Raw genomic sequence first — 13250 nt, forward strand, 5'->3', positions numbered from 1 at the left:
CACCTACTGCTCGGCTGGCACAAACTCATACGTTAAGTAACCCTCAGGCTCCCTCCTAGTTACTTGCAACTTGACCTTCATGCCAACCCTAACCTTCTCGGGGTCATTAACCCTCAACCAAGCCAGCACGTTAAATCCCTCCCTCATCCTGGCAATGGCGACTATGTAGTCAGGGTAGTGGGAGTACGTCAGTGGCTTCGTATTTATCATAGTGTAAGTGAGCAATTCACCCTCACCACTAATCTCGACCCAATCCATGTCGCTAGTCTTACAGTACGGGCAATCAATCTGTGGTGGGAAGTAATACCTACCACACCTCCTGCACCTGGTCGCGTATATTTTGCCCTCTTTCAATCCCTCGAAGAACCTCTTAATCCTCTCAACACTTATTGAGAACCTAAGTCTCAACTCCCTAACATCATACCAAAGGTTGTACTGCCCCTTCTCATCAGGCGCTATGGGTAGTCCAGTGGCCTTGACAACCTCATTCAATTGCTTAATGGATTGCCTCCAAAACTCCTCATACCTAGCCTCCACGGACATCCCCATCACCTCTTAGGCTTCACCTTCGGTGATCCATCCTTATCCAATGAATATAACGTGACATAGGCATAATGACCAGTACCGCCGACATTATGCGCTAATGCCCAACCAACATGGATATCGGCCTGCCTATCCCTAGGCTCAACACTCTGTCTCAACTGCTTGGTCATCTCAACGGCCATACTAACGCCAGTGGCCCCTATTGGGTGCCCCTTAGCCTTCAACCCACCGTCCAGGTTAACTGGTATTAAACCACCCTTATACGTCTGCTCATTCCTAACCAATTGAATGCCCATGCCTCTCTCAACGAAGCCCAGGTCCTCATAGGCCATAACCTCGGCTATTGTGAAGCAGTCATGAACATCGGCAACATCGAAGTACCTCCAGGTATCCCTATGCTCAATACCAACCCTCTTAAATGCCTGCTCAGCAGCCTGGTAAGCAGCGTCAAGCCCTATAAAGTCAGACCTTCTACTTAGGTTTGCAGTGCCCGTGGCAACGCCAACCGACCTAATCCACACAGGTGTATCCGTTATCTTCCTAGCTAATTCCTCACTAACTAGTATTACGGCGGCTGCGCCGTCAGTTATTGGGCTTGAGTCATAGAGCTTTATGGGCCACGCAACGTATCTGGACTTTAGGCATTGATCAACGGTTATCCTCAACCCGTAGAACTGGGCCTTGGGGTTCATGGAGCCGTAGTAATGATTCTTAACCGCCACCCTGCAGAAATCCTCCTCAGTGGCCCTAAACCTATTCATGTATGCAGTCATGTAAAGTGCGTAATAGCCAGGGAATGTCAGGCCGAAGTTCTCGAACTCCCAGAAATAATTGCCTGCCCTACCGATGAACTCAACCACTGTTGGTGTTGGCGACTCGTACATCTTCTCCACGCCTATGGCCATGGCTATGTCAGCCATTCCTGAGGCCACGGCTAAGTAGGCATTGTAAAGGGCAGCGCTACCAGTGGCGCATGCCGCCTCAACCCTCATAGTACCCTTTGGGTTTAAGCCGCAGTACTCACCAATGACAACCGCAGGCAAAGGCTCCGCGCTCCAACCGCCAACATTACCAACAACGAAGTACTGAATATCCTTCTGATCAAGCCTTGCATCCTCAAGGGCCTCCTTAACGGCCTCCCAGGCAAGCTCGCCAAGGTTTACATCAGTCCTACGCCCAAACTTCGCATGTCCAACCCCAACAATAGCCACCCCCCTCATAACTCCCCATATATTTCGAAAAACGCCTTAAATAGTAATGCCCCTCTGTTCACTATTGCTTGGTCATTATCACTATATTCATTATATATTGCCTCGATGCAAGTAATTTGAGTAAATTGAAATCGCACTTAATAACTTAGACCAGAAAGTTAGGAATGATGAGTACGCAGATCAGGAAGGTTGCGGTTATAGGATCCGGCACAATGGGTCATGGAATAGCCGAGGTGTCCGCTCTGGCAGGTTATGAGGTTGTAATGGTTGATGTATCGCAGGACTTGTTAAATAAGGCGTTGGAGAGGATTAAGTGGAGCCTTGATAAGTTGGCTGAGAGGGGTACGATTAGTAAGGAGAAGGTTGGCGAGGTCATGGGTCGAATAAAGACCTCACTATCCATAGCGGAGGCCGTTAAGAACGCCGACATAATGATTGAGGCCGTACCGGAGAATCTAGACCTAAAGAAGCAGGTCTTTGCAGAGGCAGACGCAAACGCGCCGCCCCATGCAATACTGGCAACAAACACGAGTAGCCTGCCAATAACGGAAATAGCAAGTGCCACAAAGAGGCCCGAGAGGGTCGTTGGGATTCACTTCTTCAATCCACCGGTTTTAATGCCCCTCGTTGAGGTAATCAGGGGCGCGCAAACAAGTGATGAGGTTGCCAAGAGGGCTTACGACTTCGTCAAGAGTCTCGGTAAGGAGCCAATAATGGTTAATAAGGATGTGCCCGGCTTCGTGGTTAATAGAATATTAGTAGCACTTAACTCCGCTGCGTGTTTATTGGCGGCAAATAACGTGTACTCAATTGTTGAGATCGACTCAGCGGTTAAGTACAGGGCTGGGCTGCCCATGGGGATTTTCGAGCTTCAGGACTTCACGGGGATAGACGTTGGTTACATGGTTGGCATGGCAGTTGCCATAAGGGATCCATTACTTAGGGTTCCATGTCCATTAATTGAGGACCTGTACAAGAAGGGTTGGCTTGGTCAGAAGAGTGGCCGTGGGTTCTATGAGTACAAGGGTGGCCCATACGAGAGGGCTAACATACCGAGGGAGGCTGGTGAGAAGGTTGACTTAGTGCAGATATTTGCGCCTGCCATAAACATGGCTGCCTGGCTCCTTAGGCAGGGCATTGCCTCAAGGGACGACATTGACAAGGGCGTTAAGCTCGGCCTCGGTTGGCCGAAGGGAGTCTTTGAGTATGCCGATGAGTACGGCATTGATAAGGTTGTTGAGGCACTTAATCAGTTATACTCTAAGTATGGCTATGAATTATTCAAGCCAGACCCATTACTGACGCAGATGGTTCAGGAGGGTAGGCTCGGTCAGAAGAGTGGTAGGGGATTCTATGAGTATGGTGCTGTCGGCGTAACAGAGTTCAAGGAAATAATATTTAAGAAGGAACCACCGCTTGCCTGGATCATACTGAATAGGCCGCAGAGACTTAATACCCTAACCCTAACAATGCTTGATGAAATAAGCAAGGTACTTGACATGCTTTGGGATGATAGGGAGGTTAGGGTCGTAATAATCAGGGGGGCAGGTGACAGGGCATTCTCAGCCGGTGCTGATGTTACATCGTTTCAGGGACCACTACACACATACTACTTCTTCATATACAATAGGAAGTTCCAGGAGGCAGTTAACAAGATTGAGAGGTTTCCCAAGCCCGTTATAGCCGCCATTGACGCTACGCCCTTGGCGGTGGCTTGGAGATTGCCATGGCCTGTGACTTCAGGATAGCCACTGACAGGTCCGAGCTTGGCCAGCCAGAGATTAACCTCGGCATAATACCGGGCGCTGGAGGCACGCAGAAGTTGATTAGGTATGTCGGCCTTGGTAGGGCTAAGGAATTGATAATGCTTGGCGATAGGATTAAGGCTGATGAAGCATATAGGATCGGCCTTGTTAATAGGGTTGTGCCTAGGGAGAAGTTTGAGGAGGAGGTCAGGTCCTTCGCCATGAGGCTGGCCCAGGGCCCACCAATAGCCCTGACGTATGCGAAGTACGCGATAAACTTCGGCACGCAGGTGCCGGTTGATATAGGTATGATGCTTGAGGCCGCGTTCTTCAGCATGGCGGTTAATACGAAGGATGCCCAGGAGGGTGTTATGGCATTTGCAATGAGGAGGAGGCCCGAGTTTAAGGGCGAGTGATGAATATATAGTATAAATAGCAACATTACTTAAAATTAAGAAATTAAGTGATATTTTTCGATTAATATGTCTGAGGATCCCTTTGAACTTCTCAAGTCAATGACGGAGCAAGCCTTACCAAAAATCACCAGCAAACTTAGTGGGCCCGTTAAGGTGTTTCAATTTACTGGGGAGGGCTACGAACCGTTCTATGTTGAGGTTGGTGGCGGCACTGTGAAGTTCAATAAGGGTACTCATCGATCACCAACAGCCACAATACAGGTGAATAAGGATAACCTGCTGAAGATGATTAAGGGCCAGCTCGACGCAATGCAGGCATACTTCTCAGGAGCGCTTAAAGTGGTAGGTAACATACTAGATGCGGCAACACTTGTAGACTTAATAAACACCGCACGTAGCAAATAGTGATAATCAAGTATATAGGCTTACACACATTAATTAAAACTAAATCATTATTCCTATATTATAAATAATGGGTATATTTATTACCACGTGATTTCTAATTTAATAACTATATGAGGATTTTAGTCACGATACCACTCGTGGATCCGGACGTAGGTCCTCAAGCAATGAAATGGCTCAGTGAGGTTGGTGATGTTGATGTTAGACCAATGACCACGGAACAATTGAGGGAGGCCGTACGTGATTATGACGCAGTCATCGTCAGTGTCTGGCATAGGGTCACTAGGGACATAATTGATGCAGGCAGGAACCTTAAGGTCATTGGTACGGCATCAGTAGGTACCGACCACATCGACGTTGAGTATGCGGAGAGTAAGGGTATTAAGGTCGTCAGCGCCGCTGGTGCTTCGACATATAGCGTCGCCGAGTTCACCTTCGGCTTATTATTAATGATGGTTAAGAGGATTCCCGAGAACATGGGCAGGGTTAGGAATGGTGAGTGGGGCTCACTATTAACACCGGGTATTGAGTTATTCGGTAAGACCCTGGGCATTATCGGACTTGGGAGGATTGGCTCCTACGTTGCATCAATAGCCAACGCCTTTAGAATGAGGGTTCTAGCTTATGACCCGTTTGTGGATAGGGAGAGGTTCACCGAGGTTAATGCCACAAGTTGAGAATCTTGACGATTTACTCAGGCAGTCAGACTTCATAACAATACACACGTCGTTGACCAGAGAGAGCAGGAGATTAATCGATAGGAGGGAGGTTGGCCTCATGAAGGATGGTGTTTACATCGTTAATACGGCGAGGGGTGAGGTTGTTGATGAGAATGCAATCCTAGAGGGCTTGAAAAGCGGCAAAATAGCCGGCTACGCAACAGATGTTCTCACTGGTGAACCACCAACCGAGGAGACGTCACCGTTACTTAGGGCATTTAGGAGGGGTGAGGTGCCGAACCTATTCATAACTAGTCACATTGCGGGGGTCACGCGGGAGTCGGTGAAGAGGTACACATTATACGTGGCTAAGGGTGTTAGGGACGCATTAATGGCATTTAAGAGGTGAGGGTGGTTATGGTAACCGGCGGTGAAGCAATCGCTAAATCCCTCATTGAGGAGGGCGTGGATACGGTATTCGGCTTACCTGGAACCCACGTACTGGGCCTATACGCGGCGCTTCATGACTACCGTGATAGGATAAAACACGTGCTTGGCCGATTCGAACCAAGCATGGGGTTCATGGCCGATGGCTATGCAAGGGCTAGTGGTAGGGTCGGCGTCGTAATAGTCACAGCAGGCCCAGGCGCCACAGGCCTAGTCACGCCACTTGCCCAGGCATCTGTCGAGGGCGTGCCTATTGTAGCACTTGCCGGCTTAACGCCAATAAGGACGGCTGGTAGGGGTTACTACCACGAGTTTAGGGACGTAAATGCACAATTAAATATTTTCAAATCATTCACTAAGTACGCGGTTAGGGTTGAGGACCCCAGGGAAATACCCAGGTATTGGCGAGGGCCTTCAGGGTGGCTAGGGAGGGTAGGCCTGGCCCAGTCTATGTGGAGTTGCCTAGGGACGTTATTGAGAGTGAGACTGAGTGGATTGGCTATGTTAGGGAGGAGCCCACGAGGATTAAGCCCGACCCAGGCCTAGTGGATGCGGCAGCCAAGGAGTTACTCAATGCCGAGAGGCCCGTGATCTACGTTGGCGGTGGCGTAATAGCCGCAAATGCAAGTGATGCCCTCATCAAGGTTGCCGAGGAGTTGGGCGCCCCAGTGGTTACTTCAGTCATGGGTAAGGGAGCAATACCCTTCGACCACCCACTGCATGGCGGCTTGGCGGCGGGTTACTTTGGGGATACCGTTGCCGTGAAGCTCGTTGAGAATGCCGATGTGGTACTCGCGATAGGCACTAGGTTTAGCGAGTTGGGTACTGGCATGTGGTCGTTGCCGATAAGGGGTAGGTTGATCCACGTTAATGTTGACCCCAATGACATGGGCAGGAACTACAAGACCGACATGGCAATAGTATCAGATGCGTTGGAATTCCTAAATGCACTCTATGATAGGGTCAGGGGCAGGGGCCGGGCAGGGATAGGGGTGTTAAGCTGATTAATGAGGTTAGGGCATCTGTCGGTAATACGCAATTGAGGGAGCTCGGTTATGACGAGTCCAGGATAAACCCAAGCGACTTGGTTAAAGCCCTCGCCCACGTGATCGATAATGACATGCGTGAGGGGAAGGCCGTTGTCACGTGCGACGCGGGTGGTAATCAAGTTGCAATGTTCGAATTACCTGTCTACAAGCCAAGAACCTATTTCAACCCGGCCGGATTCACGTCACTGGGCTTCGCAATACCGGCGGCGATCGGCGCCAAGGTGGCTAGGCCGGAGGCCACCGTGGTGGCTACCACGGGTGATGCCGCATTCTTCATGACAGGCATGGAAATCGCGACAGCGGCCGAGTTAAATCTTAAGGTTGCATTCGTGATATTCAATGATAGGGCTCAGGGAGTTCTGAAGCTGCAGCAGAGACTTCTCTATGGTGGTAAGGTCTACGCATCGCACACGTACCCCATGGACTTCTGTAAATTCGCAGAGTCCCTAGGCATTGATTGTGTCAGGATCAGCGATAAGAAGGAGCTTGAGGACGGGCTTGAGAAGTGCATATATGGAGTTAGTAAACCATGCATTGCAGACGTATTAGTAAACCCTGACGCAGTACCAACACCAATAACTAGGCAATTAATGGCATTATTCGGTAGGAAATAATCATTTTGCGTATTTAAAAGCAGGTTAAAAATAGTAAACTCAGCCCCACTTAACAATAGCCCTTGCGTGGAGTCCCTTCTCGAGGTTTTCATAGGCCTCATTTATCTGCTCAGGCACGTATGTGTGGCTAACGAGCTTCTTAACGTCAACCTTACCTGAAGCCACCAACTTAATTATCTCGGGCAGGTCAAGCCTAGGCCTATAGCCAAGGCTACCAATTATCCTGATGCCATTCACCACGAACGGCAGTACATTAACGCTGAAGTAGGACTTAGGCCCTCCGAGGCCTGTAACCACTATCGTACCGGCCCTAGCCACAACCTCCATGGAGAGCTTGAGGTCCGGCTCTGGCCTTGCCTCGTGAACCACGTCAGCGCCGTCTGGTAGTATCTCCCTTATCCTGCTTATTGGGTCCTCCTTTGTTGAGTTTATGACGTGGGTTGCACCGAGCTCTTTGGCCTTATCCAGCGCGTAGTCCCTAATGTCGACTGCGATTATTGGGTATGCACCCATGGCACTGGCTAACTGAACCGCAGACAGCCCAACACCACCGACGCCGATTACAACTAGGCTGGTGCCAGGACCGACACCCGCCTCCCTGAGGGCGTGGTAGGCGGTGCCGTAGGCGCAGGCTATCGGTGCTGCGTAGTAAATATCAACACCCTTCTCAAGCGGTATAACGGCTATCTCAGGCACTGTTAGGTACTCTGCATGGCCGCCATTAAGCCCGACGAGGCCCGGCATCCTACCCGCCGCTGCCGGGCAGTAGTTCTCCTTACCACTGGCGCAGTACTTGCAAATGCCGTCTGGGACTATCCAGGAGACAATGACTGGGTCACCCTTCTTTAAACCCCATGGGTTCTTAACGTCGGGCCCAAAGTCCTCAACCCAACCTGAGATTTCATGCCCAGGTATGAAACCTGGCATAACAGGTCCGAAATCACCCTTGAATAGGTGTATATCACTGTGGCATATGCCGGTCGCGGCAACCCTAACGAGTATTTCGCCGGGGCCTGGCTTTGGTGTTGATACCTCCTTAATCTCCAGGTATGGCTTATTTGGTCCCTTGTATGTTGCTGCTTTCATACCTTGCCTTATTACTTCACGGATTATTAGTTTTAACTTATATTTAGAATATACAAATACCGATAATTTACTTCGTATTGATTACGTAAATAACCAGGATAATTTTGAAGAATAGAGACTATATTTGGTGGTTAGTCTACGAATTTTGTTGGTACATTCCTCGTGGTGTTTGCAAGCTTCACGGCGGCCGATGAATACTGTATTAGGGTTAGGAAGCTACCCTTCTTCACCTTTATCTTCCTAGAGAGCAATGCGGCGACTGGGTCTGCCTTACCCGTGATTATGTCCTTCCAGAAGGAGTACGTGGCCTCCAGTATGAAGTCGGCATCCACCTTACCAATCTTAACATTGGCGGGCACACTCACATTAGGCGGTAAGTTAGTCGGTAAATCAATGTAAAACTCACTGCCCTGGCACGTACCATTCCTAAGCACAAGCTTTATTGCGCCGGAATTAACCTTAACACCGAGATCCCTCGGCTTGGGTAGTCCAAGGATTTCTGACAATTTATCAGCCACATTATCCGGTATCTCAGTCGCAACAAAGGCCACATCCCACTTCCAATCCTTGGCCGCCTCCCTATACTCCTGATTCTCATTTATTGCCTTGCAAAAGGCCTCAGCCCACTGTGGACTTGGATATACAAAGCCCTCGCTTGCCATACATTATTAGTACATATTCAATTATATTAGAGGTTTATTTATATAAATGCTATATATTATAATTAATAAATTAATATATAGTATATAGTAGTTACGTTTAAAATACCTACAACTATAATAAGTTTATGATGAGTTATCTAGACCTTGATAGATTAGACAGTGATGATGAGTTAATAAGGAAGAACATGCATAGGTTTGCTGAGGAGGTCCTTAGGCCGTTATCCATTAAGGTTGATAGGATGGAGCCTAGGGATAGGGTTGCGCCAGGTTCGCCATTGTATGACGCTATTAGGGAGATGAAGAAGATGGGGTTACATAAGATTCACCTGCCAAGGGAGCATGGTGGTCTTGGTTTAACGAATCTACAGAGGTATATAATTGATGAGGAGCTTGGTTGGGCAAGCCTTGGCTTCGCAACACTTATCGGCGTTGATGCAATACCATTCACAATAGCAGCGTTGTTTGGCTCGGAGAGAGTTAAGGATGAACTTGTTAAGCCTTGGCTTGAGGATACAGAGGCTAGGTACATTGGTTGTTGGGGAGTGACTGAGCCTGAGCACGGTAGTGACTACACACTTGCCTTCAGGGATAGGGATGTTGAGTCCCTCGGTAGGGGTAACGTGGTTATTGAGCGTGATGGTAATGGGTGTGTCATAAATGGGCAGAAGTCGGCCTAGGTTTCGGCGGCGCCAATATGCACCCACATGGGTCTCCATGCGCAGTTGAAGGATGGTAAGAGCCTGAGGGATGGCGCATTCGTAATAGTACCACTTAATCTGAAGGGTGTTAGGAAGGGCGAGCCTGTTGATATGCTTGGCAATAGGGATTGCCCGCAGGGCCCTGTGTACTTTGATAATGTGCGTGTACCCGATGATTACGTAATCGCTCAACCGCCATTCTACGAGGTCTTCTCGGACCAATTACTTAACCTAACCAGTGTTAACATGGGTGCCTACTCCGTGGGCCTTGCCAGGGCCGCCTTTGAGGAAGCCCTTAGGTATGCGAGGACTAGGGTGCAGGGTGGTGAGCCCCTCATTGAGCATAAGAACATTAAGTTGAAGATTTACGAGATGTTTGAGAAGGTGGAGACCGCTAGGTATTACGTAGGAAGGTCATGGACTACGTATACACCAAGGTCTTCGTTGAGCAGTCCTTCACCTCACCGCCCAGGTATGCCAAGGCTGCCCAGGTATATGCGAAGAAAATAGCCTTTGAGGTTGCGCATGACGCACTACAGATATTCGGCGCTACGGGCTTAGTAGGGAGTTTATTATTGAGAAGTTGTTTAGGGATGCCAGGGCATTACTCATTGAGGATGGTACGGTTGAGGCGCTGAGCCTTGATGCTGCTGATGACATTATACTAAACTATAGTTTATAAACTATAATAAATTATAAATAGTAACAATGCTTAAAATGAAATTTACATAAATCAAGTATATGGTTCTAAAGGGTGGTGAAAAGGGGTTCGGAATACCACTAAATGCGCCATTATACCCATCATCAACCGCCACAACAAGGATCAATTATAGCAGGGTTAGGGTTGCCCTGGTGCTGGCTAATGTTGACCCTAAGTCAGTGGATCCATTACTGCCCGAGGGTGTTGAGTTTGCGTACTACATACCGTATATCTACGTAACGAACGACGCAGGAATGGCGGCAGGTAGGGAGTTAGCCGGCGCACCTAAGAAGCTCGGTGATATTAAGCTGGTGATTAATGATTATGGGTTAGTAATAGGTACGCTGGATAGGGGTGGTGAGTTAATGAGGGTTGAGGTTGCAATAAGCAATAGATTGGGCCTTGAGCAGCTGGATACCTTCAAGGCATTAATGCTAGGCTGATAACACGGTCACCCTACCCCTACTCTCAATAAGGACATTACCACCACTGCCCGACGGAACACCAGGCACTGCCCAATTAATACAGTGGTATGCGAAGTTCACATTCACGCCAAGGGAAAGCCCACAAATATGGACTGGAGAGGCCAGGGTTAAGCTAGGCGGTACACCCTTCGACCTACTTAATGACATTAAGGTGAACTGGAGTAATTGCAGGCTTTTACATCGAGGGCGATATGGAACTTGGAATTACCAAGAGGGTTAAGGAATGGAAACTTACCTGGGGATAACTTAATATATAGTATATAGAAATCATATTAATTAAAATATAGTATATAAATTATAAAGGCTTTAATAACTTTTCAAATAACAAATAATAAGACCATGCACAGAAAAAGCATATTCATTATTATTCTTGGAATAATATTAACAGCACTTCTCATCTATACCGAGCTACCAACGGCAAAACCAGGAAATACCTATACAATGTATCAGAAGAACCCGGTGATTAAGGGTGACCCAATAATATATATAGAGGCGCCCGTGGTTAAGGCCTCGGGTTTCATATCATTTGCGGCAGGTAACTATGATGGAAAACCCGTGGTAATTTACAAGGCGGGGAGTCTTCAAATGCCCAAGGGGCAAATTGTGATAGGCATGAGCCCTAGCTACAACATAACACTTACCATGAGTAGTGCAAGTATAAGCGATATAACTATATTCGCGGCGAACATAACGGCCACGGTTTACATAATAGTGCCAATTACAATTACAATAACCCCACAAAATGTTGCACTACTATCAATTCTCTCGACAATAGCCTCAGAGTTACTACCGCTTTATAATGTGAAGATCTACGCATACTACATTAATGTATCATCAATAAACTACGCCTCGATTAAGGTATATGCTAATTTATTAAAAGAAAATTAATTAGAAACTGAATATTTTACTCAAGCAATTTTTATCACTACAAATATATGCCATATTTATAGGCAAAATTTTAGAACTAAATTGAGAAGAATGCTCAGTATGAATTGGAAGATAATGGCGTTAGGCTTAGGTCTCGTAATAGCCCTACTAATTGCAGCATCAGTACTTGATACCGCATTTGATGCCGACATACCTGGCCCCGTCGAAATCTACTTCCCAACGGCGCAACTCAGCAATATATTGATGTATGGTTGGGTTTACTCAACATCAGCTCAACCTAATGAGTATGCGCCTGTGATTGCCCAGTCAGTGGGTTCGCTAAATGCGCCCAAGGGTCAAGTCATTAGTAAGACCGTCACAGTATCACTACCAAATCCACTCATGCCTAATTGTCCATCAACTACCGTACAAATCACGGCATCCCTAGGCATGAGTTCGGCAAGCATGAGTAACATATTCCTATACGCAATTAACCTAACATCAACATCGGGTAGTTTAAGCGGCGTTAACATAATAGCAGCTGGACTGCCGTATGTTGTTAACCAGACGATTAGTAGTGGCACAATGAATGGATTAACGCTATATGTATATTACGTCAGCGTTGGTAGCCTATCATACAGTGGATTGAGTGTTACAGTAACACCAGCGGTGATAGCTTGCAGCTCTTCTGGTGTGACTACGTACAATAGCGTGCCGGCTGATGGACTAAGCTGAGGTTTGATACTATTCGTTTTATTTTTATCAAAATTATTATTTATGTTTTTCAATAATTTCTAGTAATCTATAAAGGTTATATATGGATTAACCTTAAAGAGATGCCTTGCATTAGTTATTTGTGGATTTCTTCACGAGGTTTGGTCTCGGGCTCGTTAGCATGTGGAGGCGTAAGGCTATTATTCTACCTGCGTTATTTGCCGTAAATCTAGCTACCTGGTTTTACTTCTGGATTAGGCCGTCATTGCTTAGCTTTTCGTTGATAGTCCTTACCCTGGCCATCTTCTTAACCGTAATATTCATTGGTGTGATACCCGTGGTTATTATGGAGGAGAATAATTGTGACTTAAACGTGATTAGGAAAATGGGCCTTGGCACGTTTGTGTCATTAATAATTGTGTATGCGCTGTTCATGTACGTGAGTTCGGTCATTCTAGCCGTGATTAAACCACCACCATACCTCATTGTAATGATGGCCCTGCTCTTTGCGCTACCCCTGACGCCATTCATCGTGCTCGCAATACTGGTGCCACCGCTCATTGGCTACTTCATTAGGGATAAATGGCGCTCGCTCAGGGGTAGGGTACCCTTCTGGGGTATTTACCTAGGTATTCTTTCGGCATTGATGCTTCTCCTAATGCCAGTAATGTACTTTAGAGTCCTATTCGTGAGTACATCATTAATAAATGCATTCATACTTGGTGGAGTAACCCTAATACTATCGTTAGTACCACTCCTCTACCCAAGGCCTGAGATCTGCAGAGTGTTGGGCATCATAATGGTTTTCCTGGGCATACTAATGTGGATACTGGCTGTTGGTGGCTTGACCTGGGGCTCAGTCCTGGCGATAATAAGTGGTGGGTACTTATATGATTGGAGACCACGAGGTAAATAAATTAAATATAATACACCTATTCATATGTATAAGTAT

The 13250-nt window shown here is 47.3% G+C and carries 17 protein-coding genes and 1 pseudogene; 13 read left to right on the forward strand and 5 right to left on the reverse strand.

The annotated features are described in order from the left end of the window. Positions 1–3: 3 nt before the first annotated feature. Complete coding sequence (locus JCM14467_RS03975; protein ID WP_054849246.1) at positions 4–549, reverse strand: Zn-ribbon domain-containing OB-fold protein; 546 nt, start codon at positions 547–549, stop codon at positions 4–6. Further along, positions 549–1763, reverse strand: a complete 1215-nt coding sequence (locus tag JCM14467_RS03980; RefSeq protein ID WP_054849247.1) for a thiolase domain-containing protein — start codon at positions 1761–1763, stop codon at positions 549–551. Before JCM14467_RS03980 ends, JCM14467_RS03975 begins: the two co-directional genes overlap by 1 nt. 155 nt (positions 1764–1918) lie before the next feature. Between JCM14467_RS03980 and JCM14467_RS03985 the strand changes: the two are divergent. The 7 genes and pseudogenes from JCM14467_RS03985 to JCM14467_RS04010 all read left to right on the forward strand — a co-directional run bounded on the left by JCM14467_RS03985 (position 1919) and on the right by JCM14467_RS04010 (position 7086). After that, a pseudogene (locus tag JCM14467_RS03985) lies at positions 1919–3915 on the forward strand (3-hydroxyacyl-CoA dehydrogenase/enoyl-CoA hydratase family protein). Positions 3916–3981: 66 nt separating this feature from the next. Next, positions 3982–4320: an SCP2 sterol-binding domain-containing protein gene (locus tag JCM14467_RS03990; protein WP_054849248.1), complete on the forward strand. Its 339-nt coding sequence runs from the start codon at positions 3982–3984 to the stop codon at positions 4318–4320. Positions 4321–4430: 110 nt separating this feature from the next. Next, positions 4431–4994, forward strand: a complete 564-nt coding sequence (locus tag JCM14467_RS15605) for an NAD(P)-dependent oxidoreductase (RefSeq protein WP_252900647.1) — start codon at positions 4431–4433, stop codon at positions 4992–4994. Beyond that, on the forward strand, positions 4981–5385 hold the full coding sequence (locus tag JCM14467_RS15610; protein WP_252900648.1) for an NAD(P)-dependent oxidoreductase: 405 nt from the start codon (positions 4981–4983) through the stop codon (positions 5383–5385). Before JCM14467_RS15605 ends, JCM14467_RS15610 begins: the two co-directional genes overlap by 14 nt. Then, positions 5382–5969 carry a thiamine pyrophosphate-binding protein gene (locus JCM14467_RS04000; protein ID WP_054849249.1) on the forward strand — a complete coding sequence of 196 codons (588 nt, stop codon included), beginning with the start codon at positions 5382–5384 and terminating at the stop codon, positions 5967–5969. Before JCM14467_RS15610 ends, JCM14467_RS04000 begins: the two co-directional genes overlap by 4 nt. Before the next feature lie 41 nt (positions 5970–6010). Then, positions 6011–6427, forward strand: a complete 417-nt coding sequence (locus JCM14467_RS04005; protein WP_252900754.1) for a hypothetical protein — start codon at positions 6011–6013, stop codon at positions 6425–6427. Between the two features lie 35 nt (positions 6428–6462). Further along, the gene (locus JCM14467_RS04010; protein WP_054849251.1) at positions 6463–7086 is read left to right on the forward strand and encodes a thiamine pyrophosphate-dependent enzyme; all 624 of its coding nucleotides are present in this window, start codon (positions 6463–6465) and stop codon (positions 7084–7086) included. A 39-nt stretch (positions 7087–7125) separates the two neighbouring features. Here the strand turns inward: JCM14467_RS04010 and JCM14467_RS04015 are convergent, their stop codons facing one another. Together JCM14467_RS04015 and JCM14467_RS04020 are read right to left on the reverse strand one after the other, a co-directional pair. After that, complete coding sequence (locus JCM14467_RS04015; protein WP_054849252.1) at positions 7126–8172, reverse strand: zinc-binding dehydrogenase; 1047 nt, start codon at positions 8170–8172, stop codon at positions 7126–7128. 131 nt (positions 8173–8303) lie between these two features. Continuing rightward, entirely contained in the window at positions 8304–8834 is a 531-nt protein-coding gene (locus JCM14467_RS04020) for an SCP2 sterol-binding domain-containing protein (protein WP_054849253.1), read from the reverse strand. 125 nt (positions 8835–8959) lie between these two features. On the opposite strand from JCM14467_RS04020, the gene JCM14467_RS15615 reads away from it, so the two are divergent. From JCM14467_RS15615 to JCM14467_RS15625, 3 genes are all read left to right on the forward strand, one after another. Further along, positions 8960–9511, forward strand: a complete 552-nt coding sequence (locus tag JCM14467_RS15615) for an acyl-CoA dehydrogenase family protein (protein WP_252900649.1) — start codon at positions 8960–8962, stop codon at positions 9509–9511. A gap of 27 nt (positions 9512–9538) precedes the next feature. Beyond that, positions 9539–10042: an acyl-CoA dehydrogenase family protein gene (locus JCM14467_RS15620; RefSeq protein WP_252900650.1), complete on the forward strand. Its 504-nt coding sequence runs from the start codon at positions 9539–9541 to the stop codon at positions 10040–10042. Positions 10043–10273: 231 nt separating this feature from the next. Further along, positions 10274–10675 carry an acetoacetate decarboxylase family protein gene (locus JCM14467_RS15625; RefSeq protein ID WP_252900651.1) on the forward strand — a complete coding sequence of 134 codons (402 nt, stop codon included), beginning with the start codon at positions 10274–10276 and terminating at the stop codon, positions 10673–10675. Here JCM14467_RS15625 and JCM14467_RS15630 read toward each other — a convergent pair. Beyond that, the gene (locus JCM14467_RS15630) at positions 10667–10864 is read right to left on the reverse strand and encodes a hypothetical protein (RefSeq protein ID WP_252900652.1); all 198 of its coding nucleotides are present in this window, start codon (positions 10862–10864) and stop codon (positions 10667–10669) included. The two genes, JCM14467_RS15625 and JCM14467_RS15630, sit on opposite strands and share 9 nt — an antisense overlap. Before the next feature lie 192 nt (positions 10865–11056). Between JCM14467_RS15630 and JCM14467_RS04035 the strand changes: the two genes are divergently transcribed. The 3 genes from JCM14467_RS04035 to JCM14467_RS04045 all read left to right on the forward strand — a co-directional run bounded on the left by JCM14467_RS04035 (position 11057) and on the right by JCM14467_RS04045 (position 13214). Next, on the forward strand, positions 11057–11605 hold the full coding sequence (locus JCM14467_RS04035; protein ID WP_054849254.1) for a hypothetical protein: 549 nt from the start codon (positions 11057–11059) through the stop codon (positions 11603–11605). A gap of 99 nt (positions 11606–11704) precedes the next feature. Beyond that, positions 11705–12319 (forward strand): hypothetical protein, encoded by a 615-nt coding sequence (locus JCM14467_RS04040; RefSeq protein WP_054849255.1) that lies wholly within the window; start codon positions 11705–11707, stop codon positions 12317–12319. Positions 12320–12440: 121 nt separating this feature from the next. After that, positions 12441–13214 carry a DUF6114 domain-containing protein gene (locus JCM14467_RS04045; RefSeq protein WP_054849256.1) on the forward strand — a complete coding sequence of 258 codons (774 nt, stop codon included), beginning with the start codon at positions 12441–12443 and terminating at the stop codon, positions 13212–13214. The last annotated feature ends 36 nt before the right edge of the window (positions 13215–13250 follow it).

This window comes from Vulcanisaeta sp. JCM 14467 (assembly GCF_001316245.1).
Lineage (GTDB): Archaea > Thermoproteota > Thermoprotei > Thermoproteales > Thermocladiaceae > Vulcanisaeta.

Coding starts and splice junctions, on each gene's coding strand:
- JCM14467_RS03975 (WP_054849246.1), bottom strand. CDS start 549: ATGGGGATGTCCGTGGAGGCTAGGTATGAGGAGTTTTGGAGGCAATCC.
- JCM14467_RS03980 (WP_054849247.1), bottom strand. CDS start 1,763: ATGAGGGGGGTGGCTATTGTTGGGGTTGGACATGCGAAGTTTGGGCGT.
- JCM14467_RS03990 (WP_054849248.1), top strand. CDS start 3,982: ATGTCTGAGGATCCCTTTGAACTTCTCAAGTCAATGACGGAGCAAGCC.
- JCM14467_RS15605 (WP_252900647.1), top strand. CDS start 4,431: ATGAGGATTTTAGTCACGATACCACTCGTGGATCCGGACGTAGGTCCT.
- JCM14467_RS15610 (WP_252900648.1), top strand. CDS start 4,981: ATGCCACAAGTTGAGAATCTTGACGATTTACTCAGGCAGTCAGACTTC.
- JCM14467_RS04015 (WP_054849252.1), bottom strand. CDS start 8,172: ATGAAAGCAGCAACATACAAGGGACCAAATAAGCCATACCTGGAGATT.
- JCM14467_RS04020 (WP_054849253.1), bottom strand. CDS start 8,834: ATGGCAAGCGAGGGCTTTGTATATCCAAGTCCACAGTGGGCTGAGGCC.
- JCM14467_RS15615 (WP_252900649.1), top strand. CDS start 8,960: ATGATGAGTTATCTAGACCTTGATAGATTAGACAGTGATGATGAGTTA.
- JCM14467_RS15620 (WP_252900650.1), top strand. CDS start 9,539: ATGGGTCTCCATGCGCAGTTGAAGGATGGTAAGAGCCTGAGGGATGGC.
- JCM14467_RS15625 (WP_252900651.1), top strand. CDS start 10,274: ATGGTTCTAAAGGGTGGTGAAAAGGGGTTCGGAATACCACTAAATGCG.
- JCM14467_RS15630 (WP_252900652.1), bottom strand. CDS start 10,864: ATGTCATTAAGTAGGTCGAAGGGTGTACCGCCTAGCTTAACCCTGGCC.
- JCM14467_RS04035 (WP_054849254.1), top strand. CDS start 11,057: ATGCACAGAAAAAGCATATTCATTATTATTCTTGGAATAATATTAACA.
- JCM14467_RS04040 (WP_054849255.1), top strand. CDS start 11,705: ATGAATTGGAAGATAATGGCGTTAGGCTTAGGTCTCGTAATAGCCCTA.